The 22,154-nt window shown below is 72.2% G+C and carries 20 protein-coding genes; 2 read left to right on the top strand and 18 right to left on the bottom strand.

Annotation, left to right across the window (positions count from 1 at the left end; translation table 11 throughout):
* Positions 1–58: 58 nt before the first annotated feature.
* The 8 genes from OG407_RS17780 to uppS form a co-directional block, all read right to left on the bottom strand.
* Positions 59–1,303: an aspartate aminotransferase family protein gene (locus OG407_RS17780; protein ID WP_405859177.1), complete on the bottom strand. Its 1,245-nt coding sequence runs from the start codon at positions 1,301–1,303 to the stop codon at positions 59–61.
* Positions 1,300–1,815 carry a type II toxin-antitoxin system RatA family toxin gene (locus OG407_RS17775; RefSeq protein ID WP_405859175.1) on the bottom strand — a complete coding sequence of 172 codons (516 nt, stop codon included), beginning with the start codon at positions 1,813–1,815 and terminating at the stop codon, positions 1,300–1,302. The genes OG407_RS17780 and OG407_RS17775 overlap by 4 nt, the downstream gene beginning before the upstream one ends.
* The gene (locus OG407_RS17770; RefSeq protein ID WP_405859173.1) at positions 1,803–3,023 is read right to left on the bottom strand and encodes a GNAT family N-acetyltransferase; all 1,221 of its coding nucleotides are present in this window, start codon (positions 3,021–3,023) and stop codon (positions 1,803–1,805) included. Before OG407_RS17770 ends, OG407_RS17775 begins: the two co-directional genes overlap by 13 nt.
* A gap of 35 nt (positions 3,024–3,058) precedes the next feature.
* Positions 3,059–4,213: an acyl-CoA dehydrogenase gene (locus OG407_RS17765; protein WP_405859171.1), complete on the bottom strand. Its 1,155-nt coding sequence runs from the start codon at positions 4,211–4,213 to the stop codon at positions 3,059–3,061.
* Between the two features lie 177 nt (positions 4,214–4,390).
* Entirely contained in the window at positions 4,391–5,563 is a 1,173-nt protein-coding gene (locus OG407_RS17760) for a cytochrome P450 (protein WP_405859169.1), read from the bottom strand.
* 252 nt (positions 5,564–5,815) lie between these two features.
* Positions 5,816–7,090, bottom strand: a complete 1,275-nt coding sequence (locus OG407_RS17755) for a cytochrome P450 (protein ID WP_405859167.1) — start codon at positions 7,088–7,090, stop codon at positions 5,816–5,818.
* A gap of 111 nt (positions 7,091–7,201) precedes the next feature.
* Complete coding sequence (locus tag OG407_RS17750; protein WP_405868469.1) at positions 7,202–8,659, bottom strand: oxygenase MpaB family protein; 1,458 nt, start codon at positions 8,657–8,659, stop codon at positions 7,202–7,204.
* Between the two features lie 56 nt (positions 8,660–8,715).
* A complete protein-coding gene (uppS, locus tag OG407_RS17745; protein WP_405859165.1) occupies positions 8,716–9,471 on the bottom strand; it encodes a polyprenyl diphosphate synthase in 756 nt (251 codons plus the stop codon).
* 751 nt (positions 9,472–10,222) lie between these two features.
* Here uppS and OG407_RS17740 point away from each other — a divergent pair.
* Positions 10,223–10,702, top strand: coding sequence for a hypothetical protein (locus OG407_RS17740; protein ID WP_403601414.1), 480 nt, complete (start codon positions 10,223–10,225; stop codon positions 10,700–10,702).
* A gap of 19 nt (positions 10,703–10,721) precedes the next feature.
* Here the strand turns inward: OG407_RS17740 and OG407_RS17735 are convergent, their stop codons facing one another.
* The 6 genes from OG407_RS17735 to OG407_RS17710 all read right to left on the bottom strand — a co-directional run bounded on the left by OG407_RS17735 (position 10,722) and on the right by OG407_RS17710 (position 18,531).
* Positions 10,722–11,564: a DUF1932 domain-containing protein gene (locus OG407_RS17735; protein WP_405859163.1), complete on the bottom strand. Its 843-nt coding sequence runs from the start codon at positions 11,562–11,564 to the stop codon at positions 10,722–10,724.
* A 264-nt stretch (positions 11,565–11,828) separates the two neighbouring features.
* Positions 11,829–13,289: a GAF domain-containing protein gene (locus tag OG407_RS17730; protein WP_405868467.1), complete on the bottom strand. Its 1,461-nt coding sequence runs from the start codon at positions 13,287–13,289 to the stop codon at positions 11,829–11,831.
* Positions 13,286–14,326 (bottom strand): rod shape-determining protein, encoded by a 1,041-nt coding sequence (locus OG407_RS17725; RefSeq protein WP_405859161.1) that lies wholly within the window; start codon positions 14,324–14,326, stop codon positions 13,286–13,288. The genes OG407_RS17730 and OG407_RS17725 overlap by 4 nt, the downstream gene beginning before the upstream one ends.
* A gap of 221 nt (positions 14,327–14,547) precedes the next feature.
* Entirely contained in the window at positions 14,548–15,942 is a 1,395-nt protein-coding gene (locus OG407_RS17720) for a carboxyl transferase domain-containing protein (protein ID WP_405859159.1), read from the bottom strand.
* A gap of 37 nt (positions 15,943–15,979) precedes the next feature.
* A complete protein-coding gene (locus OG407_RS17715; RefSeq protein WP_405859157.1) occupies positions 15,980–17,431 on the bottom strand; it encodes an acyl-CoA synthetase in 1,452 nt (483 codons plus the stop codon).
* Between the two features lie 59 nt (positions 17,432–17,490).
* Entirely contained in the window at positions 17,491–18,531 is a 1,041-nt protein-coding gene (locus tag OG407_RS17710) for a MerR family transcriptional regulator (protein WP_405859155.1), read from the bottom strand.
* A 156-nt stretch (positions 18,532–18,687) separates the two neighbouring features.
* Here OG407_RS17710 and OG407_RS17705 point away from each other — a divergent pair, with 156 nt between their 5' ends.
* Positions 18,688–19,566 (top strand): RimK family alpha-L-glutamate ligase, encoded by an 879-nt coding sequence (locus OG407_RS17705; protein WP_405859153.1) that lies wholly within the window; start codon positions 18,688–18,690, stop codon positions 19,564–19,566.
* 17 nt (positions 19,567–19,583) lie between these two features.
* On the opposite strand, the gene OG407_RS17700 is transcribed toward OG407_RS17705, so the two are convergent.
* Genes OG407_RS17700 through OG407_RS17685 form a run of 4 tightly spaced genes read right to left on the bottom strand, consistent with a single transcriptional unit; the run spans position 19,584 to position 22,147 of the window.
* Positions 19,584–20,174, bottom strand: a complete 591-nt coding sequence (locus OG407_RS17700) for a hypothetical protein (protein ID WP_405859151.1) — start codon at positions 20,172–20,174, stop codon at positions 19,584–19,586.
* Positions 20,062–21,039 (bottom strand): FkbM family methyltransferase, encoded by a 978-nt coding sequence (locus OG407_RS17695; protein ID WP_405859149.1) that lies wholly within the window; start codon positions 21,037–21,039, stop codon positions 20,062–20,064. Before OG407_RS17695 ends, OG407_RS17700 begins: the two co-directional genes overlap by 113 nt.
* Positions 21,036–21,245, bottom strand: coding sequence for a Trm112 family protein (locus OG407_RS17690; protein WP_019060261.1), 210 nt, complete (start codon positions 21,243–21,245; stop codon positions 21,036–21,038). Before OG407_RS17690 ends, OG407_RS17695 begins: the two co-directional genes overlap by 4 nt.
* The gene (locus tag OG407_RS17685) at positions 21,242–22,147 is read right to left on the bottom strand and encodes a hypothetical protein (RefSeq protein ID WP_365615010.1); all 906 of its coding nucleotides are present in this window, start codon (positions 22,145–22,147) and stop codon (positions 21,242–21,244) included. Before OG407_RS17685 ends, OG407_RS17690 begins: the two co-directional genes overlap by 4 nt.
* Positions 22,148–22,154: the final 7 nt, after the last annotated feature.

Below are 22,154 nucleotides of genomic sequence, written 5' to 3'. Positions count from 1 at the left end.
CGTGTCTCTTTCCTGTGCGCTGTGGGGGAGTTGGCGAGGTGAGGAGCGCTACGGCCGGTCACTCGGCGCGCCGCGCCGCCACGGTGATCGCCGAGTCGAGGATGTCGGCGGCCTCCGCGATGTCCGCCTCGGTGCTGACCAGCGGCGGCAGCAGCCGTACGGTGCCCGGGCGGCCCAGGCACGGCGACACCAGCAGTCCGGCGCCGGCGAGTTCGACCACGACCGAGCCGGCCACCCCGGAGCCGGCGAAGTCGATACCGCGCAGCAGGCCCTTGCCGCGGATCCCGGCGATCAACTCACCGTGTTTGCCCGCGAGTTCGGCCAGGGCGCTGTCCAGTGCCGCGGCGAGTCCTTCGCCGTGTCCGGCCGCCCCCTCGATCGCGGTGAGCGCGGCGGGCAGCGCCGCGCAGCTGAGCGGGTGGCCCCCGAAGGTCGCCGAGTGGAGGAACGGGTCGGCGCTCAGCGGGGCGTACAACTCCTCGGAGCAGACCAGGGCCGACAGCGGTACGACCCCTCCGCCCAGCGGCTTGCCGACCAGGACGGCGTCGACGGGCAGCCCGGCCGCGAGGGCGACGGAACGCTCCCCGCAGCGGCGCAGCCCGCACTGGATCTCGTCGGCGACGGTGAACGTGCCGTAGCGCTGGGCGTCGGCGCACCACTGGCGCAGGACGTCGACGGACAGGACGGCCGCGCCGTTCTCGCCCTGGACCGGTTCGAAGACGACCGCGGCGACCTCCCCGCCCCGGACCTCCCGCAGGACGGCGCCGGGGTCGTCGGGCGAGACGTGGACGACGTCGACGTCCGTGCCCAGCAGGCCCCGCCGGAACAGGGGGCTGTGGGTGAGCGCCAGCGCCCCGAGCGACTTGCCGTGGAAGCCGCCCCGCACCGCCACGACCCGGCCGCGTCCGGTGGCGAGGCGCGCGAGTTTGACGGCGACCTCGACGGCGTCGGCGCCGTTGAGCCCGAAGTACACCTTGGGCAGGGCCTGTTGGAAGTACTCGGCGAGATGTGCGGCGGCGCGGGCGGCCGTCGGGTTGGCGAGGCTGCGGGTCGAGGTGGGCATCGTGTCGAGCTGCGCGCGTACGGCGGCGAGCACGTCCGGGTGCCGGTGGCCGAGCAGCGTGACGGCGTACGAACCGAAGTCGAGCGCCGTACGCCCGTCGGACAGCGTCACCCGGCAGCCCTCGCCGGACACCTCGGTCGCGCCCCGGCCCGCGAACGAACCGGTCAGGGCGAGCCGGGGGGAGAGGTGACGCCGGATCAGGTCGAAGGTGTCGGAGGGGGCTCCGATGGTCGTGGTCATACGAGGTCGGGTTCCTCTTCGGCTTCACGGGTGGGCGGCGGGACACTCACCGGGGCGCTCAACTGGGCGTCGGTGGCCAGCAGTCGGCGTTCCAGCGCCGACAGCATCTGGGCGGCGTTCTCCCGCAGGGCGTCCGCCGCGACCGGGTTGAGCAGGTCGGCCAGGAGCGGGATGCCGATGTCGAAGGTGACGTCCAGGGAGACCGTGCTGTGCCCGCCCGGCGCGGGCCGTACGGCCCAGTGACCCTCGAACTCGCCCAGGTCGCCGGTGACTTGGCGGAAGTCGAAGCGGCGGGCGACCGGGTCGATGACCTCGTCCTCGGTCCACTGGAGCACCGACCCCTTCAGCCGCACCGCCCAGGCGCTCGTCCGGTGCCGGTCGTCGGTCTGCCGGGTGATCGTGACGGAGTCCACGCTGTCCATGCACGCGGGGAACGCCTCCACGTCCACGACGGCGGCCCACGCGGTCTCCGGCGGTACGGCGATGGGGAGTTCGACCTCTACTCGGGGCATGGCAAGGGGGCACCTTCCTGGTCGGGGCGGCTCGGGGGACGCGTGGCCCGCGCGGGCACGTGCGGGCCGAGCGCCTGGGTCCGTGCCGCCGCGAGGGCGGCGGGCAGCAGCCGGCGCAGCACCGCGCGCGGCAGCGGACGTAGATGGGTGATCGCGTACGACTGCTGGATCAGCCGGCAGTCGAACTCGATCTTCGGGGTGTACGCGGTCTGCGCGAAGCGGATGTGGCGGCAGCCCGCGTCGAGGGCCAGGCGGATCGCCGCGTAGTGCACGTTGTGGTAGAGGCGGGCGTCGTGCGCCAGCGTGTAGTCGAGGCCGATGCGGGCGCCGGCGGCGCCGGAGCCGCTGAACAGGCAGAGCAGGAAGGCGACGAGCCGGTCGCCGTGGTCGCCGTCGAAGCAGGCCACGAGCCGTCGGTCCGGCCCGGGGGAGGCCGCGAGGGTGGTGAGGAAGCCGGCGTCGAGGACGTCGAGCCGCTGGTCCGCCCGGTCCATCACCTGCCGGTAGAGGCCGAGCATCTGCGGTACGAGCGGGCGGAAGTCCTCGACGGTCTCCATCCGCAGTCCCGGGCGGGCGGCGAATTTCCGGAGGTTGCTGCGCGCGTTGCGCCGTGGTTTGGCGGGGAGTTGCTCGACGTACTCGTCGAACGAGGCTGCGGACAACGGGAGTTCGGTGTCGGGCATGCTCTGCGCGGGGAAGAACCCCGCCGAACTGAGGGCGCTGCGCAACGGGTTGAGACCGGCCGGGGTGAAGTCCTTGAAGACCACGGTGCCGAGGCGCTCGGTCCGCGCGAACCGGAGTACGGCGTCGACCAGCAATCGGCTGACCTCGTCGGTGAGTGGCCGGGAGGTGAGGACATGGCCCTGGCCGAGGAAGTTGCCGCAGAAGAGCATCGGCACCCGCAGCAGATGGGGCGCCAACCTCCCTACGGGCGAGAGGAGTTGACGCTCACGCGGGCCGACGATGTCGTCGAGACGCAGGTTCCGGAAGAGCGCCAGGGGCAGTACGGCCTCGGTGTGCTGGCCCCTGCGGACCACCAAGTAGGCATAGCTGTCGGGGCCGATGGCGCCGCCCTCCATGGCCTCGAAGACGGTGCGGGACCACAACGGGTCGTCCGGCGGGGCGAGTTCGTGCCAGACCGACTCCGGCAGGAAGTCGATCGAGCGCAGTACCTCCACGCGGCAGGCGGTGTCGGCGGCGGGCTCCATGGGCAGCCCGCTCCTGTTCGTCGTCAGCACCGGGCTCAGCCGATCCGCAGGGGGGCGCCGTTCAGGAACTCCCGCAGAGGGGCGCCCATACGGGACCGCGACGGCGGGTGGAAGGTGAGACCGGTGGCGGCGGAGGCGAGGTAGGTGCTGTCGGGCGCCGTGATGAACGCCATACCGCCGAGCGCCGCCTGACAGGCCGTGGTGGTGCGGGCGATGGCGTCCTGCGCCGCGTACCGGGCCGACAGGGCGTCGACGAGCAGCGCGTCGCTCCACGCCTCCGTGTCCATGGCCCGGGCGACCGACTCGACGCCCAGCATCGCGGCCTCGATGTCGACCAGGAAGGGCGTCGGGTCCTGCGGGCCACCGGCCTTGTCGAGGACGCGCTCGACGAGGGCGCTGGCGACCCCGACGTACCCGGCGGTCAGCAGGAGTTCGAACCAGAGGAACCCGGCGATGTTCAGTTCGTCGGGGACGGCGTCGGCGGTGACCTGGGTGAACACCACCATCGCGGGGTCGAGTTCGACATCGGTGAGCACGACCTGGTCGCTCTCGGCGCCCGCGAGGACGGGGGAGCTCCAGAAGGGCCGCACCTCAAGTCCCGGTGATCCGGCCGGGATCAGGGCGACGGCGAGCCGGTCCACCCCGTCGTCGTCCTTCATCATCACGGAGGCGGTCAGCAGGTCCATCGAACGGGACAGGCTGCACGGCATCTTGCTGCCGTTCAGCACGATGCTTCCGCTGTCCGTGCGGCGGGCGGTGATGTGCGGGCCCAGGATGTTCTGGCCGGTGTTGCCCTCGGCGAACCCGGAGGCGAGCAACAGCCCTTCCTTGGCGATGGCTTCGAGCAGCAGGCCTTCCGCGCCGGTGCCGGTGTTGGTGCCGTTGCCGTTGCCGTATGCGGCGGCCTGGACGAGTCCCGCGATCGAGAAGTGGTGCATGGTCGTCGCCACCGCGAGCGAGGGGCAGCGGGAGCCGACGGCACGCTGCACCCGTACGGCCTGGAGGGGGTCGGCGCCGATGCCCGCGTTCTCGGTCGGCACCAGGAGCGCGGGGCCGCCTGCCGCGCGGAACTCTGCGATGGCTGGGCTCGGCGTGCTCTCCAACTCGGCCAGTGGATGCCGGGCGAGTGCGGCGTCCAGCCCCGGCAACAGGGCTTCTACGGTGGCGCGTTCATGGTGCAGGAACTTCACGGGGGGTGCCTCTCGTCCGGCGGTGGCGGGCCGGTGGGGGTGAGGTTGGGGCCGGGTCGGGGGTGGGGGGTTTGGGTTGCGCGCGGGGTGCGGGTGGGTGGGGGCTGGTCGCGCAGTTCCCCGCGCCCCTAGGGGGATTGGGGTGGGGCGGAGCTGGGTGGCGTCAGCCGTTTGTCGTCAGCCGTTCGGCGTCAGTGGGAGTTCCTCGAAGGAGCGCAGGCTGATGGAGTCGCGGCGGAGGGGCGGGCCCGACGCGGTCAGGGACGGGAAGCGTGTCGGGAGTTGTTCGAGGAGTTCGGCGGCCTCCACGCGGGCGAGGGCCGCGCCCAGGCAGTAGTGGGGGCCCGCGCTGAAGCCGAGCACCTTGATGTCGGCGCGCCGGATGTCGAACGTGTCCGGGTCCGCGTGGCGTTCGGGGTCGCGGTTGGCGGCGGCCAGCACGGTGGTCACATTGGCGCCCGCGGGGACGGTCACCCCGGCCACGTCGATCGGCGCGGCGGCGATGCGCTCGGTCATCTGCACCGGGGTGTCCCAGCGCAGGCTCTCCTCCACGGCCTGCGCGGCCAGTTCGGGTTTGCTCACGACCAGGTCCCACTGATCCGGGTGGGCGAGCAGCGCGTGCACCGCGAGCCCGAGCAGACCGGCGGTGGTCTCGAAACCGGCGACCAGGACGAGCACGAGGATGTCGACGAGTTCGGCCTCGGAGAGCCGGCCGTCGTCGGCGTCGCGCACCGCCAGCAGGACCGAGGTGAGGTCGTCGGCGGGCCGGGCCCGGCGCAGCGCGATGAGGTCGGCGAAGTACGCGCGCAGGGTCGCCACGGCCAGGTCGGCGCGCTGCCAGTCCTCCGGGGAGCGGACGGGTTCGAGGAGCCGGCCGATGTCCTGGCCCAGCCGGTGGAACTGCCGCTGCTCCTCGCCGGGGACCCCGATGAGATGTCCTACGACGGCGACGGGCAGCGGATACCCCACGAGTTCCTGGAAGTCGGCGCTGCCGCCGTCCGAGGTGGCGTCGGCGAAGTCGTCGAGCAGCCGCGCGGTGATGTCCCGCACGGTGTGCCGCAGCGCGGCGACCCGGCGCGCGCTGAACCCGCCGCCGACGAGCCGCCGTAGCCGCGCGTGGTCGGTGCCGTTGCTGCGCAGCAGCGAGGAGTAGAAGAACTCCGCGCTCGGCCGGTCACGCCAGTCGGGCAGCTCGCGCGCGCACCAGTCGAGATCGGGCACCAGGAATTCGGGATCGGTGAGAACGGCCTGACAGTCCGCGAATCGCGTCAGGAAATAGGTGTTGAATCCGGCGTTGTAATAGACGGGTTCGGTCCGCCGTAACTCCGCGAGTGCGGGGTACGGGTTCACCCTGCCCTCCGGGGTGAAAATCGAGAACAACAGCGCTTCCGGATCCACCTGGTCCTCTCCGGTCCTCTTCGACTCTTCCTTTTCGTCCCTCCTCTACGGAGAGGGAAAAGAAATGCTTCGTTATGCGGCCTATTAGCGCATTGCAGCTTAACTATCCCCTCAAGCGCACTCTGAGCGTTATGTGTGCTTCTGTGCGGTTTGAGTGGCAATGCCTGACCGTAACGAAGGAGGTTGGGAACGACAGTGCGAATATCAGCCGAGCGCCACGGGCAGTTCCTCGTAACCGCGCAGCATGAATCCGTACCTCCGGACGGGCTCCCCGGCGAGGCGCAGCCGGGGGAAGCGCCTCAGCAGCGCGGGCAGCGCGATGCCCGCCTGCAGCCTGGCGAGCGGGGCACCCAGACAGAAGTGGGCACCTCCGCCGAAGGCCAGCGGTGGGGGACCGGTGCGCAGGGGATCGAACTCCGCCGGGCGGTCGTAGCGCCTGGGGTCACGGTTGGCGGCCCCGAGGAACACCAGGGCGACCGTGCCGAGAGGAGCGGGCACCCCTCCGACATCCAGCCCTTCGCGGAGCGGCACGCGGGCCGCGTACTGGACGGAGGCCTCCAGGCGCAGCACCTCATCGGTGAATCCGGCGGCCGGAATCCCGCCGCCGCGCAGCCCGTCCGCCGCCAGGGGGTGCTGGAAGGCGAGTGCGAGGGCGTTGCCGAGCAGATGGGAGGTCGTCTCGAAACCGGACACGAGAAGCAGGACGAACATGGACAGCATCTCGTGCTCGCTGAGTCGGGAGTCCGTCCCTTCGGCCGCCGTGGCCAGCGCGCTCACCAGGTCGTCCCGCGGATCCGCGCGGCGCCGGGCGGCCAAGTCCCCGAAGTACGCGACGAGTTCGGCCGCCGCGTCGTCGGCCGACTGGACGACCCCGGGGGGCGTGACGATCTCCAGCGAACGGGTGAGGGCGGACGCGGGGGCACGGAACCGGTGCCGGTCCTCCTTCGGTACGCCCATCAGCTCGCAGATCACACTCATCGGCAGCCGGGACGCGAAGGCCGCCATGAAGTCGAGGGCGCCGGAGGGGCCCACGCGATCCGCCATCCCGTCGAGCAGGTCGTCCACCGCCGCCGCGATCAGCGGTTCGAGCGCGGGGATCCTGCGGGCCGCGAAGAACGACGCGACCAGGGCCCTGAGACGGGTGTGCTGGGGAGGATTGGTCTCCAGGAGGGAGGCGCTGACGATCCGCTTGGACAGATGCCCGGAGAGGCCGGGGCCGGGGTCGGAGTCGGCGCCGGTCGGTTCGTGCGTCTCGCCGCCCAGGATTCCGAAAGCGCGGTCGCGCGTCAGCCGCTCCGCCTCCTGGTAGCCGGTCACCAGCAGGCTGCCGTCGTCGGTCGACAGGACGGGTCCCAGCGCCCGGGCCCGCTCGAACAGCGGAAAAGGGTCGGCTGATCCCTCGTCGCTGAGCAGGCTTTCGAGGATTGCGGTGGCGGTGGCGGTGTCCGTGGTGGTGGTGTCCTTGGCCCGATGCGTCATGAGTTCCTTCCCGGCGGCCGGAACTGTCGGGACCGGCATCTACTGGCCACTATCCATGTGCCGGCCGGTGAGCGTCGGCCGACACATGCGCCGGGAATGCACGGCAGGTGGTCACGCCTGGGCGAGCAGCGGGTCGTACGGGGTCGAGCGCTGTCGGCCGGACATGAAGGACAGGAAGTCCTTGACGAACGCGCTACGGGTGTACGCGCCGCCGGTGCCCCCACTGGTGCCGGTGCCGGTGGTGTCGCGATGGAACGCGGTCCGGAACAGGGCCCGGTACTCGTCCGCGTCGATGCGCTGGTTGCCGTCCTTGTCGGTGACGTCGAAGAGGACCTCGGCCACGCGGATCAGCGCGGGGCCGGCCAGGGACGGGGCGGCCGCGGCGTACTCCTGGGCGCTGACGCGGCCGTCGCCGTCGGCGTCGAGGGCGCTCTGGAGTTCCCGCCACCAGTCGGCGTAGGCGTTGTAGAGCCTGGTCTCCTCGGGCTCGTCGAGGTCGAGGCGGGTGGACAGCTCGCGGGCCATGGCGGCGAGGTCCGGCCAGTCCAGGTAGCCGTCCCCGGTCTGGTCCAGCACTTCGCGGAAGAACTCCTCGGCGTCGCGCCGCATCCCTCCGCGTGCGGCGGACTCCGGTCCGGATCCGGATCCGGGTTCCGATTCGGGTTCCGTGGCGAAGGGTGTGACGAGCCGGAGGAAGGCTCCGGCTCGCTTCATCTTCTGGTGCAGGGCGCGGACGGTCCGGGCGCGGGGGTCGTCGCTGTCGGGGGTGAGCGCCAGCAGGTCGGCGATGTTCTCGGCCCGGATCCAGCCGTCGGGCAGGAAACGGGCCAGGCCCACGGTCAGGTACGCACTCTGCATCAGCGTCTGGGCGCCGAGCAGTTCGGGCAGCCCCGCCCGGCGGCGGAACGGCTCGGGCAGCGAGGCCACGGTGATGGCCCCGATGACCGGACCGCCGACCGCGCGGCCGAGTGCCCACAGGGTGGGCAGACCGTTCAGCAGCGGCGGAGCGGGAAGGTGGTCGAAGAGCTTGTAGAGGATGATGCGCATCGCCTCGGTGTTCTCCAGCTCCTCCTCCACCACGCGGTCGTAGTACCGCCAGAACTCGTGCAGCGTGGGCGGCAGTTGACCGGCTTCGTCCCCCAAGACGACGAGGAACACCTGGAATTCGGCGTACAGCCTCTCCATGGCCCGCTGTTCCAGGGGCTGTCCGCTCAGCCGGAACATGGTGACCGTGCTCTCGAACAGCGTCGCCACCACCCAGGCGCGCGCCTCCGGGTCCATCGCGTCGTACGGCCGGTCGCGGGCGTCGGTCCCGTTCAGCCGCGCGTGCAGCCGGTTGAGCCGCGCCGCCTCCCGCTGCCGTACGTCGTCGTCGGCACCGAACATGCGCCGCAGGCTCAGGAAGGTGTTCTGCAGCCGGCGCCAAGGGTGGGCGACGAACGTGGAGTTGTCGATCAGGGCGGCACCGATCTGCGGATGCGCGGCCTCAAGTACGGTCGCCCGCACCACGGCCAGGGCCCAGCGCGGATCGTTGAAGAACTCGTCGAACTGCGAGCCGGGGCCGAACATGGGCGCCAAGTCGCCGGCCGGGCGCGGCTGTTGGGGGATGCCGGAACCTGCGTCGGTCACGATCGAAGTTCTCCGTTCGGGAGGGGAGGGAGCCCGTCAGGGACGGGCGGGAGGCCATTTGGGGCGGGCCGGACGCCGCCGAAACGGCGTTCGCGTTGCCGGTAGGCGTGCAGGCACTCCAGGAAGTGCGGCGCGCGGAAGTCGGGCCACAGCACCGGCGGGAAGACCCACTCGGCGTACGCGACCTGCCACAGCATGAAGTTGGAGATGCGCTGTTCCCCCGAGGTACGGATGACCAGGTCCACATCGGGAGTGTCGGGGAAGGGCAGATGGGCGGCGAAGGTCTGCTCGGTCACGCCGTCGGCCGGCACGCCGTCGCGGATCAGCGACCGCGCGGCCTCGACGATGTCCCGGCGCCCGCCGTGATCGAAGGCGACGGTCAGCGTCAGGCCCCGGTTGCCGCCGGTCAGCGTCATCAGGTCGGCGAAGTCCCGGGCCAGCGCCGGGGGAATGCGGGGATCGGAGACACCGAGGAAGCGGCAGCGGATCCCTCGCGCGTGCAGCAGCGGGGCGTGCTTGCGCACCACCCGCCGCACCAGCCGCATGAGGAAATCGACCTCGGCACTCGGACGCCCCCAGTTCTCGGTCGAGAACGCGTACATGCTCAGCCACTCGACGCCGGCCGCCCGCGCCGCCTCGATGACATCGATCGCGGTCGTCTCCGCGGCACGGTGACCGGACGTGCGCGGCAGCGACCGCTGGGCCGCCCACCGCCCGTTCCCGTCCATCACGCACGCCACATGCCGAGGCACCGCCCGCGGCCCCTCACCGCCCGCCCGCGGAGCGCCGGAACCAGAACCCCCGACAACCTCCCGAACCGTCACGCCCGCCCCCCGACAGCGCGGCTCACCGAGCTGATCCGACCACCCCGACCAGTGATCACCTCAACCAGCGTGTCAGCGACCGGGGTTGTGCCAGGCGGGAGTTCCGGGACTTCACTCTTGGTATTTCCGTCCGAATCGGTCCCCCGGTAGACGGCTACGGCAATCGGCGCAACTCCCCACCAACCCCGGGACCGACGGTTCCATGGCGGTCGCAGGGAGCAACTCCCTTCCAGCGGTGCCCAATTGGCTCGGCCGTCCGGGGGGAAACCGGCTCCGACAGGCACGGGCGCGGGCGCGAGTACGGGCGCCGGCGGGAGTGGTGGCGGACGTCGGCGGAAACGGAAGGCCGCGCGGGAAGCGGCACGCAATGGGGTGACCCGTGGAGCGGGGCGGCGAATCGCCGATCCGTCTGTCGTCCAGGCTGCCGGCTCGGACTCCGCACCCCGGCCCAAGGTCCGGCAGACAGCCCTCCGGCCGCCCGGCCCGGGACCCGGTGGAGGAGGAGTGGCGGGCCCATGACCGCCGTGGCCCGTACGGGCAGGAACGGCGTCGGCGGAACTGAGCCCTAGGTCGGCACGGCGGGGCGTTGGAACGTCGAGGCGTCGGGGCGCCGGAACGTCGGGGCGTCGGCGCCTCGAACCGCTTGAACGTCCGCCCCACCACCCCCGTACCCCCTGCCATGACCCACCACCAGACACAGCAGGCATCACCCCGCCGAGGACACACCTCCCGCCTCCGCCGAGGTGCCGCGCTCGCCCTGCTCCCGCTGGCCGTGGCCTGCGGCGGAGGCGAGGAGGAGGGGAAACGCAAGTCGGCCGCGACCTCGGTGACCGCCGCCCCCGAAGCCGGAGTCGTAGCCCCCGCCAAGGTCGAGGTGATCGCCGGCCTGACCGGCTGCACCGCCGAGATCCGGGTCGAGGCGGAGGAACTGCGCGAGGGGCTGTGCCGTACCAAGCAGGGCGAGTACCGGATCACCACCTTCCCCGAGGAGCGGTTCAAGGTGACCTGGCTGGACAGTGCCGCCATCTACGGCGGCAAGTACCTCGTCGGGACGCGGTGGGTCGTCAGTGCGGTGCCTGAGTTGCTGGAGGGGTTCCGGTCCCGGCTCGGGGGGACCGTCCAGGAGCTGCGGAGCATCGGACCCACGACGGCGCCCTGAGTCAGTCAGTCCCCCGTCCTCAGTCCTCCGTTCTGAGGTGGGCCAGTACCTCCTCCAGCGGCAGGTCGTAGTCGTCCTTGTCGTCCGCCCACCGGCCCAGCACCGCCGCCGCGCCCTCGGCCATGTCGGCCGGCAGTCCCGCTGTGCGCAGGGTGGCCGCGATCTCCTCCAACTCCGGTGCCCAGCGCCAGGCCCGGGCCGCGACGCTGGGGAGCTGGTCGGTCTCGGCGAGGATGTTGGACCTCAACGCCCCTGCCTCCAGAGCCAGTTCGGTTGCCACGCCGTGGCTCGCGGCCAGGGCGTGCGACACGGCGGCCAGGACGCGGGCCGACTTCTGGTACGAGGCGTACGCCATCTTCAGCGCCGACGCGGCACCGAGCGGGGCGTCCAGAGGGCGGGCCATGACCTGCGTGTCCTTGAACGACCGTGCCACCCGGGCGACTTGCTCCTCGTCACCGCTCAGGTACAGGCGCGGCGCGCTGCCCGGACCGGGCGGGCCGCCGACGATCGAGCCGTCCAGCATCAGCACGCCGCGCTCCGCGCACGCCGCCGCGATGCGTCGCGTACGGTCCGGGCTGATCGCGTTGGCCTCGACGTACACGCCCCGGAACGGGTGGGTGAGGACCTCTCGCGCCACGTCCTCCGCCGCGTGCGGCGGGCAGACCGACAGGACGAAGTCGCTTGCGGCCAGAGCGGATTCGAGGGACTCGGCGGGCTCCAGGCCTGCCTCGCGGGCGCGTTGGAGGCTGGCTGGGCTTCGGCCCGTCGGGACGTACAGGACCCGGGTGCCCGTACGGGTCGCCTCGCCGCCGACTTTCGCGCCCATGGCGCCGGGATGCAGCAGCGTGAAGGTGGTCGTCATGGGTCTCACCGTACGGACTTGATGTTGTTGGGAGTCGCGAGGGCGAGTGTGGGGCATAGGAGAGGGGCATAGGAGATATGAGCCTCGGGAGGGCGCCATGAACCGACAGATCCGCGTTCGCGTCAGTCGCCGGCCCATCACGCCCCGCGACGACACCATCGACCGCAGGACGCCGTCGGGGCGGATCCTGCCCTACTGACACCCCGCATCCTGCTCTACTGACATCCCGCCTCCGGCCCTGCTGCCACCCCTCCGGCGCCGCTCTCACAGAGGCGACTGCCAACGGACCGTCGTGCCGCCACCGTCGCCGTCACCGGTCCCTCCGTCGCCGTCACCGGTCCCTCCGTCGTCGTACACCCTCAGTCGTACGGCGTCCCTGCCGTCCGGCAGCGGTGTCGTCACGTCGATCGTGATCTCCACGCGGGACACGCTGGCGCGGCCGGACGCGGTGGTGAGGGCGCGGCGGAGGACGGCCAGGAGGTGGGTCGCCACCTGGTCGGGGACGACCGTGTCCACCGGGCCCTTGAAATGGGTGGAGGGCTGGAAGCCCAGGACGGCGGAGGCGGCGGCCGTCTCCCGAAGTACCCTGCCCCGCAGGCTCGTTGGGGCTTCGGCCGGAGGCTGTTGCAGGGCGAAGATCGCCGTGCGGACCTCCTGGATCGTCGACTGGAGTTCGTCCACCGCACGCCCGAGGAGCTCATGGGCCTGGTCGGTGTCCTCCGTTCTGCGCTGCGTGGACTCCAGCAACATGCCCGTGGCGAACAGGCGTTGGACGACCAGGTCGTGCAGGTCGCGGGCGATCCGGTCCCGGTCCTCGTAGACCGCGAGGCGTTCACGGCTGTGCTGCGCGTCGGCCAGGACCAGCGCGAGCGCGGCCTGCGACGCGAACTGCGTTGCCAGCAGGCGTTCTACGGCCGTGTAGGGGCGGTCGCCCGGGCGGCGCGGGAGGGCCAGGGTGCCGATGAGGCGGCCGTCCGCCTGGAGCGGGAGCATCATGCTGGGGCCGAACCGGTGCCGTACATGCGTCGTCATGCGCGGGTCGGTCGCCGAGTCGTCGATGAACACCGGTTCGCCGCCCAGGAGTTGGACGAGGACGGGGCTGCCGGGCTCGATGGTCGTACCGACGATGTCGCCCGGGTCCTCGTGGGCGGACGCGGTGACGATCTCCATGCCGCCCGCCGCCGTGCGCTGGAGGATCACGCCCGCGGCGGCGTCGGCGAGGGCCCGCGCACCCTCCGCGACCGTCTTCAGCGCGTCGGCCGCGGTCTCACCGGTGAGCAGCGCGGTGGTGACGGCCGCCGCGCCCTCGATCCAGCGTTCGCGCTGCCGGGCCGTCTCGTACAGGCGGGCGTTGCCGATCGCGATGCCGGCCTGGGCGGCGAGGACGTGCAGGAGCTGCTCGTCCTCGGCGGTGAAGGGGGCGGAGTGTTGCTTGCCGGCCAGGTGGAGGTGGCCGAACACCTCGTCGTGGACGTGGATCGGCACGCTGAGCACCCCCGCGGGCGGCGGCTCGGCCCCGCCCGTACGGATCTCGGTGAGGCCGTCATGGGCGGGGTCCGTGGTCCCGAGCGCCGCGTACCGCGCGCCGGTCAGCTCGGCGGCGCCGTCCACGATGTGCTGGAGCGTGGTGCGCAGTTCGAGCTCGGAACCGACGCTCAGGACGGCTTCGAGGAGGCGTGAGAGGTCGGGGACGCCGTCGTCCGCCTCGGCCGGGCCGGGGTTCAGGCGGTGGCCAGCGGGTCCAGGACCAGCGGCTCGATCTTGCCCTCCAGCATGTAGCCCAGGCCCTGTACGGCACACACGTCCGGCCGCTCGGCGATGTGCACCGGCATCCCGGTCGCCGCGCGCAGCATCTGGTCGAAGCCGGGGAGCAGCGCGCTGCCGCCGACCATCATGATCCCGCGGTCGGCGAGGTCGGCCACCAGGTCGGGCGGGCAGTTGCGCAGCACCCGGCCGATCCCGTCGAGCACGGCGGTCAGCGGGGTCTCGATCGCGTCCCGGACGGCCGCGGTGTCGACCCGTACGGAACGGGCCAGGCCGCTCGCCACGTCCCGCCCGTGGATCTCGGTGGTGGTCGGGCCGTGCGCGGTGAGACCGTTGCCGGAGAGGGCGAGCTGCAACGGCCGTACGGACTGGCTCGGCAGCATCAACTCGTGTTCGTGGCGCAGGTGTTGGACGATCGCGTGGTCCACGGCCTCACCGCCCACCGGGATGCGCTCGGCGGTGACGATCGAGCCGAGGGAGAGCACGGCGACCTGGGTCGCGGCGGCCCCGCACACCATGATCATGGTCGCCTCGGGCCGCTCGACGGGCAGTCCGCAGCCGACCGCGGCGGCGATCAGCGTGTCGACGAGTTCCACCCGGCGCGCCCCGAGCCCGACCAGCGTCTCGATCGCGGCGCGCTGCGCCAGCGGATCGGCGTCGTGCGGGGTGCAGGCGGCGGCCCGCAGCCGGGGCTTGCGGCGCAGCGCGCGGCGGACCTTGTCGCCGATCAGGTGCCGCAGCATGCGCTGCGCCATCTCGATGTCGACGACGGTCCCGCCGGACACCGGCCGGACCACCCGGATGTAGTCGGGCGTACGGCCCGTCATCTTCTCCGCGAACTCTCCTACGGCGATCAGCGCGCCGGTCCGCGTGTTCACGGCGGCGGCGGACGGCTGGTCGACGACGAGCCCGGCGCCCTTGACGTAGACACGGGTACGGGCGGCACCCAGGTCGACGGCGAAATGGCAGCGTCGCAACTGCTCCAGACTGACGGTCATGGCAGGTTCTCCCGAGAGCGCGGACCGGGGCTTCGCCGGGCGGCGGGCCTCTTTCGCATCGTGCGGGGGCGGTGCGGCGGGCGCGCCTTGTGGTGGGCCGGGCGGGGTGCGGCTAAACGGGGGTATTTGTCTGTAATGCCCGAGTTAAAGATTAAGTAAGGGGCAGTGGGGAGTGCTCTGGTGACGCGGCGTCGGCGGAGCCCGGTGGTTCAGGCGGTGGTTCAGGCGGGCCCCGTCCTGATCACCCCCAGCGCCGCCAAGTCCTGTGGCCGGATACGGAGTTGGTCGGCCGTGGGCTCTGTCTCCTCCGGGGGCCGTTTCAGGATCGCGGCGGCGGCCTCCGGGGCGATCACCGAGAAGTAGCTGTCCGGTGTGGCCCAGGTGTTGCCCGGCGCGGCCAGCGCCAGCGCGCCGCCGGAGCCGCCCTCGCCGATCAGCAGGGTGGTGAGCGGGGTCCGGGCGGACGCCACCGCGCCGAACAGGTCGGCGATCGCCGCGCCCGCGCCCTGCCGCTCCGCCTCGGCGTCGTTCGCCGCACCCGGGGTGTCCACCAGCGTCAGCACCGGGATCCCGAGCCGTCCCGCGAGCCGGATCAGCCGGGCGGCAGTCCGATAACCGGCCGGCCGGGTCGCCGTCCCGCCCTGCGCGGCATACGCGATCGCCCGCCCCTCCCGCTCCCCGAACCCACACAGCATCCCCGCGTCGGTACCCCCGCACCGATCACCGCTGACCGCCACCCGGTGGCTGAAGTAGGCGTCCAAGTAGCGCTCGGCGCGGGGCCGTTGGACCGCCCGGGCACGCTGCACGGCTTCCCAGCCGGTGGCCGGGAGGTCGGCCGCGACGCGCTGCACGGCATCTTGCGCGGGCGCTGGTCGGCCGGCCGGGGTGTGCCGAGTCGACCGGTCCAGCGCCGCAGGCACCGGTGCCTGCCCCGACCACGGCGTGGTCAGCAGCCGTAGCCATCTCCCCAGGGTTTCCTTCAGCCGCTCCGGTTCTACGATCGCGTCGGCCGCGCCCGCTGCCACCTGGGCCTCGGCCGTGTACGCCGTGGGGTCCGCGTCCGGTGGGCGGACGCGGGAGCCCGCGAAGCCGACCTGGGCGCCGGGCAGGGCCAGGATCACGTCCGCGCCCGCGCCGAGGGTGGCCCAGCCGCCGCCCGTGGTGGGGTCGCGCAGGACCGCGATCTGGGGGAGGCCGGCCTCCCTCGTGAGCGCCGACTGGCGGGCCACGCGCTGGAGTTGGGTGAGGGCGACCATGCCCTCCTGCATCCGGCTGCCACCCGTGGCGATCAACGGCACCACCGGCAACCGGTGTTCACGGGCGTACGTGTACGCCGCCTCCAGACGGTCCCCGGTGCGTTCGCCGAGCGAGCCGCCCAGGAACCCGAACTCGAAGGCGATCAGTACCGCCCGCGTGCCCTCCACCGTCGCCGTGCCGCACACCACCGACTCCGACTCGCCCGTGCGGTCGGCGGCGCGGGCGCGCGAGGCGTCGTAGCCCTGCCAGGCGAGGGGGCCGTCGGGCTTGGACTCCCTTGCCGGGTAGGGGAGTTCGGTGAAGGTGGTGTCGTCCGTGACGAGGGCCAGGGTCTCGCGCGCGGACAGGCGGTCAGTCACGGGTGGCTCAGTCACGGGTCGCTCAGTCACGGGTCGCTCAGTCATGGGTCGTGGTCAGGGAGCGCTTCAGGATCTTTCCCATGTCGTTGCGGGGGAGTGCGGTGATGTGGTGGACGACGCGCGGGCGCTTGTGCGGGGCCAGGCGGCTTGCCACGTGGTCGGCCAACTCCTCCAGCCGCGGCGGGGATTGGGGGTCGCTCGGCACGATCCAGGCCACGACCCGTTCGCCCAGGTCGGGGTCCGGCTCGCCGGTGACGGCGGCCTCGCGGACCCCGGGGTGTTCCAGGAGCGCGTTCTCGATCTCGCCCGCGCCGATCTTGTAACCCCCGCTCTTGATCAGGTCGGTGGCCTTGCGGCCGACGATCCTGACATAGCCGTCGGGGTCGCGCACGGCCATGTCGCCGGTGCGGAACCAGCCGTCGGCGGTGAAGGCGGCGGCCGTCGCTTCGGGCCGGTTGAGGTACTCGGTGAAGAGGTTCGGGCCGCGCACCTGGATCTCGCCCACGCTCTCACCGTCGTAGGAGGGGAGGGGCGTGCCGTCCTCCTCGACCAGCCGCAACTCCACACCCGGCAGCGGGACTCCGACCGTCCCCGCGCGCGGCTCGCCGTCCGCCCGCACGCTGGTGTTCATGAGGGTCTCCGTCATGCCGTAGCGCTCGATCACGCGGCGGCCGGTCGCCGACGTGATGCGTTCGTGGTCGTGGACCGGGAGCGCGGCCGAGCCGGAGACCAACAGGCGTGCGCGGCCGAGGGACTTGACCAGTCCGGGGTCGTCGGGGAGGGTCTCGGCGATGCGGTGGTACATCGTCGGGACGCCGAACACCATGGTCGCGCCGTCGTTCAGCTCCCGTGCCACGCCCTCCGTGCTGAACCTGCCCAGGTGCCGCACCGAGCCGCCGCGCCGCACCGGGCCCAGGATGCCCAGCACCAGCCCGTGCACATGGAACAGCGGCAGCCCGTGCACGAGGACGTCGTCGCCGGTCCACTGCCACGCGTCGGCGAGCGCGTCCAGCGTCGTGGCGATCGCCCGGCGCGGGATGACGGCACCCTTGGGCGGGCCGGTGGTGCCGGAGGTGTAGACGACGAGGGCCGGGTCCTCGTCGTCGGGGGAGACGGCCGGACCGTCGCCCCCGACACCCCGCACATCGACATCGACGCGCTCCAAGTGTCGTAGCGGAGAAGGGAGTTCGTCGCCCGGTGCGGCCAGGATCAAGGTCGGGGTGCTGTCGCCGAGGATGTGGCCGAGTTCCTTCTCGCCCGACTTCGGGTTGAGGGGGACGGCCGCGGCTCCCGCCCGCAGTACGGCGATCACGGCGACGGCCGTCTCCAGCGAGGGGGTGGCCCAGACGGCGACCCGGCCGGTGCCCGCGCACCGGGCCGCGAGGGCGTCCGCCGCCGCGCCCAGCTCCGCGTAGGTCAGGGACCGGTCACCGAAGCGGAGAGCGGGCTGCTCGCCGGGGTTCCTCAGGGCGGGGAAGAGGGTGGACACGCGGCGCACTCCTTAGCCGTCGGGGCAACGGTCCCCAGGTGCCGGGGACACCCCCGTTCCTACACCACGTCCGCCACCACACAGCTGATGTTGTCCGGACCCCCGGCCTCGTTCGCCGCGTCGACCAGGGTCCGTACCGCCTCCTCCGGGTCCGGGCCCGCGGTGAGGAGTTCGCGGATCCGGTGCTCCGGGACGACCGCGGTCAGGCCGTCCGAGCACAGGAGGTAACGGTCGCCGCGGTGGGTGTCGTGGAGTTTCAGATCAGGGGTGCCGATCGTCAACGCCTTGAGCAGCATGGCGCGTTGAGGGTGGGAGCCGGCCTCCTCCGGCGTCAGCCGACCCTCGTCGATCAGCGACTGGACGACCGAGTGGTCGTGCGTGATCCGGAACAGCCCGCCGTCGCGCAGCAGATACGCGCGCGAGTCCCCGATGTGCACCAGCGCCAGCTTCGAGCCCGTCCACAGCAGCGCGGTCAGGGTCGTGCCGTTCTCACCGGGATCGGCCACGTTACGGACGGCGTCGGTGGCACCCCGTACCGCCTCCTCCAGCAGGTTGAGCACATTGCCCGCCGGCACCTCCTCGGTGTCCAGGAAACGCAGCGCCTCCACGGCCGCCCCGCTCGCGGGCGCGCCCGCCGGGCCGAACCCGTCGGCGACCGCGAGCAGCCGCGTGCCCGCGTACGCGGTGTCCTGGTTGGAGGGGCGGACCCGGCCCCGGTCCGAGTGGGCGGCGTAACGCAGTTCCAGCATGGTGGTGTCCTTTCCCGGTACGGCCGGTCCGGCCGCGAGATGGTCGACGAGGAACCCGGCGAGATCCCGCCGCACCGCCGTCTCCGCCTCGACCCGCGCCCAGAAGGCACGGATCTCGCGGGCGGCGGCGGCCGGTTCGAGGGCACAGACCTCGCGGATCCCGGCCAGCGGCATGCCCAGCCGCCGCAACCACGCGACCAGCCGCGCCCGCTCCAGCTGTGCCACCGCGTAGTACCGGTATCCGCTGTCGGGATCCACCCGCGCCGGCCGCAGCAGCGCCAGCTCGTCGTACAGCCGCAGCGCCTTCGGCGACAGCCTGCACGCCCGCGCGAAGGCCCCGATCGTCAGCATGTTCCCCGTACCGCCCATGTGCGCCTCGACCTCTTCTCGGTTCCGTCACCGATGCTGGGGCTTCACCGAGGGGGAAGGTCAATCCGGTTGCCGTGGTTGCGGGGGCGGCGGTTAACCTGCGGATCTGTCCGCAGTCCGTACGACGATGGAGGCACCGTGCCCCGAATCGCGCTCGCCACCTACGACCCGGGACCCAAGCCCAGCAAGGACCGTGACCTCCCGGTGCTGGTCGAGGCGTTGCGGGCTGCCGGGGCCGAGGCCGTCGCCGCGCCGTGGGACGACGCCGGGACCGACTGGGGCGCGTACGACCTCGTGGTCATCCGCTCGACCTGGGACTACAGCTGGCGCCCCGCCGAGTTCCTGGCGTGGGCCGAGCGGACCGCGAAGGCGACACGGCTCGTGAACCCGGTGCAGGTCGTGCGGTGGAACACCGACAAGCGGTACCTCGGCGACCTCGCGGCGGCCGGCGTGCCCGTCGTGCCGACCCGCTATCTCGCCCCCGGCGACCCGGCCGACCTCCCCGACGACCACGAGTACGTCGTCAAGCCGACCTCCGGCGCGGGCGCCCGCTTCGCCGCCCGCTACACGCCCGACGAGCACGGGACGGCCGTACGACAGCTGGAGCGCATGCACGCTGAGGGGCTCACCGCGATGGTGCAGCCGTACCTCACGAACGTGGACGTCAGCGGGGAGCGGGCGCTGCTGTTCTTCGGGGGGCGGTTCGTGCACGCCTCGCGGAAGGGGGCCGTGCTGGCGCGCGGGACGGCGTACGACGACGACAAGGTGTCGCACCCCGACCTGGAACCGTGGACCGCGACCGAGGCCGAACTCTCCGTCGCCGAGCGGGCGTTGGCCGCCGTACCGGACGCACCGGAGCTGCTGTACGCGCGCGTGGACCTCGTCGACGGGCCGGACGGACAGCCGTGTGTGATGGAGCTGGAACTCGTCGAGCCGAACCTCTTTCTCGATCTGCATCCGGAGTCCTCGCTGACCGCGGTGGTCGAGGCGATTCTGGGGGCGGCCGTCAGTCGCTGAACGTCGGTCGATGACCGTCAGTCGTTGACCGCCGTTCGCTGGAGCAGGCCCCAGGTGAACTCGGCCGTGCACTGGTGGCGGACACCCTGCGCGTCCGGGGCGGTGAAGGCGAGGCCCCAGCGGGTGGGGGCGGTGCCCTCCAGGGGGCGGGCGGGGGCGAAGGCGCGGGCCGCCTCGTCGACCGTGCAGGACCAGGGGGTCAGGTCGTCGAGGGTGCGGAGGGGCGGGGGTGTGGCGCCCGGGGCGCGGACCAGCCATTCGTTCCATACGGCGCCGTTCGGGGCCGTGAGCACCTCGAAGCGGAGGTCGGGCCAGAGGGGGACCGGCCACTGCCAGGCCTCGCAGTCCAGGTCGCCGATCCTGTGCTTGACGGTCGATTCCGGGGTGCCGAGGATCGAGCGGTACCGGGACGCGGCGGCCCGGCCGCGCGGGGAGTGCAGCATCGCCTGCCAACGCTTGTTGGCCTCCCGCATGTCGGCGATCGAGACGCCCAGCTCATGACGGGCGTTCTCGACCAGGTCCGGGTTGTGGTCCGCCATGCGGCGCAGCAGGACGAGTTGGAAGTCGAGGGGGCTGAAGGGGCGGGCTGGGCGGTTCGCGTCGGGCATGCGATCCATCGTCGCGCACGGCACTGACATCGGGCCTGACATCGGGCCTGGCATCGGGCCGGACACCGGGGGTGCGGCCGTCGGCGAGGAACAGCACCGAGTTGACGTAACGGGGCCCGCGCGCGAAGGGCAGGACCCGGCGCAGCAGCCCCTGGGAGACGACGTACGAGGTCCGGGCCTGATGCTCCTCCAGGGGGAAGGCCGACAGCCGGACCCAGTCCCCGCTCCGGTCCGGCAGGAGCCAGCCCTCGTAGCCGAGCAGCGACAGGTACGTCACCACCGGAGCGATCGGCTGGATACGGGACTCCAGTTCGACGAAGAGCGCGGGGCGGTCGCGGGTCAGCAGGCCGGTCGCGCCGTGCAGGACGGCCAGTTCGCTGCCGTCGACGTCGACCTTGATGAAACCGACCTCCCGCAGCCCCAGCCCGTCGAGCGTGACACAGCGCACGTGCACGGCGCGGGCGTGGATGTCCCGGCGCACCAGCGACGACACCCCCCGGTCACCCTCGTCGTCCGGCGGCAGCCACAGGCGTGCGGTGCCGGGACGGTCGGAGGCGGCGGCCGGGATCACCCGGGCGTGCGCGGGGGCGGCGGCTTCGAGCAGCCGCGCCAGGTGCGGGACCGGTTCTACGGTCACCACCTCGCGCGCGTGCCGCCAGAGCCGGTGGGTCCAGGGGCCGTACCAGCCGCCGACGTCGACCGCCGTGCCGCAGTCGGGCGGCAACAGGTCGGCCAGGCGGGCGAGTTCGGGTTCGAAGCGGGGGTAGACGGCGCGGGCGGTGGCGGCGACGAGGCGGGTGGGGAGGAGGGGTGCGAGGCGGGCGGTGAGAGTACGAGGAACGGGGGTGCGGCGCTTGGACGTCATGGCGCCATCCGTTTGAGGAGTTCCAAGTGCTCGGCGTCGTCGGTCACTTGTTCTCCGGACGACGGCAGCAGCTGCGGGATGCCGTCGACGATGGGGTAACGGCGGCGCAGGCGCGGGTTGTAGAGGGCGTCCGTGGGGAGCAGGTGCAGCGGGCCCTTGTCGAGCGGGCAGGCCAGGATCTTCAGCAGCGGGTCGTCCGGGTTCATGGGGGCGTCAACTCCTTCGCCTCGACCGGTGGTTGAGGTGCGTTGTCGTGCTTCGGCATGGTCAGCAGGACGGTGACCGCCAGGAGGGTGCCCCCGATCCGCAGGGCCAGGCGCAGCGGGTCGTGCGGCAGGGCCTCGCCGAACGCGAGGGTGCCGAGCACCGCCGTGAACAGGCTGGTCACCGTCGTGCAGACCGGCACGATCAGCGAGGCCCGGCAACGCTGGAGCGCCGCCTGGGACATGACCAGGCCGAACGCGCCGGTGAAGAGGAGGAGGTAGGGGTATGGGGACCGGAGCAGTCCAACTACCGCTCCGCCCAGGTCACTTGTCGTCAGATAGCTCGACACCCCCTTGATGGCGAGCGAGCTGACCCCGTACAACAGGCCCACCGCCACGCCGTATTCGACGCCCGTGGTGGGCAGCCGGTGCCGGTGTCCCGCACTGCGCTCGGTGGACCGGTACAGCCAGACTCCGGCCGCGAGCGAGGGTACGCAGACCAGCAGGATCAGCGGGTAGGGCGCGTTGCGGCTGACGTGGTCCGAGCCTTCTTTGAGGGAGAGTACGACCATCAGCAGGGCGACGAGGATCGCCCCGAGCGCGTACCTCTCGCGCCCGCTGGTCTCCTCGCCGAGCATCCGCGCGGACAGCAGCACGAGCAGGACCAGGCCGGACACGAAGATGCCCTGCGCGGCGGCGATCGGCAGCGTCCGGTACACGGCGAGCTGCGCGCCGAACCCGGAGGCCAGCGCGAGGGACCCGCCGATCCACAACGGGCTGCCCAGCACCAGTCGCAGCAGCCTCGCCGGTTGACGGACCGTCACCTCGGGCAGGGCCGCGAGCGCCCGTTTCTCCAGGACGAAGCCGGTGCTGTACAGCACGTTCGCCAACAGGGCCGCGGCCACTCCCCAC

The sequence above is a fragment of the Streptomyces sp. NBC_01515 genome, from assembly GCF_045040345.1.
Classification (GTDB): Bacteria; Actinomycetota; Actinomycetes; order Streptomycetales; family Streptomycetaceae; genus Streptomyces.
This window is presented reverse-complemented; position numbering and strand designations above follow the sequence as displayed.

Bases quoted from the DNA above. Each gene is read 5' to 3' on its own strand.
- OG407_RS17780 (WP_405859177.1), bottom strand. From the start codon at position 1,303: ATGACCACGACCATCGGAGCCCCCTCCGACACCTTCGACCTGATCCGG.
- OG407_RS17775 (WP_405859175.1), bottom strand. From the start codon at position 1,815: ATGCCCCGAGTAGAGGTCGAACTCCCCATCGCCGTACCGCCGGAGACC.
- OG407_RS17770 (WP_405859173.1), bottom strand. From the start codon at position 3,023: ATGGAGCCCGCCGCCGACACCGCCTGCCGCGTGGAGGTACTGCGCTCG.
- OG407_RS17755 (WP_405859167.1), bottom strand. From the start codon at position 7,090: ATGACGCATCGGGCCAAGGACACCACCACCACGGACACCGCCACCGCC.
- OG407_RS17750 (WP_405868469.1), bottom strand. From the start codon at position 8,659: ATGTTCGGCCCCGGCTCGCAGTTCGACGAGTTCTTCAACGATCCGCGC.
- OG407_RS17740 (WP_403601414.1), top strand. From the start codon at position 10,223: ATGACCCACCACCAGACACAGCAGGCATCACCCCGCCGAGGACACACC.
- OG407_RS17735 (WP_405859163.1), bottom strand. From the start codon at position 11,564: ATGACGACCACCTTCACGCTGCTGCATCCCGGCGCCATGGGCGCGAAA.
- OG407_RS17725 (WP_405859161.1), bottom strand. From the start codon at position 14,326: ATGACCGTCAGTCTGGAGCAGTTGCGACGCTGCCATTTCGCCGTCGAC.
- OG407_RS17710 (WP_405859155.1), bottom strand. From the start codon at position 18,531: ATGCTGACGATCGGGGCCTTCGCGCGGGCGTGCAGGCTGTCGCCGAAG.
- OG407_RS17700 (WP_405859151.1), bottom strand. From the start codon at position 20,174: ATGCCCGACGCGAACCGCCCAGCCCGCCCCTTCAGCCCCCTCGACTTC.
- OG407_RS17695 (WP_405859149.1), bottom strand. From the start codon at position 21,039: ATGACGTCCAAGCGCCGCACCCCCGTTCCTCGTACTCTCACCGCCCGC.
- OG407_RS17690 (WP_019060261.1), bottom strand. From the start codon at position 21,245: ATGAACCCGGACGACCCGCTGCTGAAGATCCTGGCCTGCCCGCTCGAC.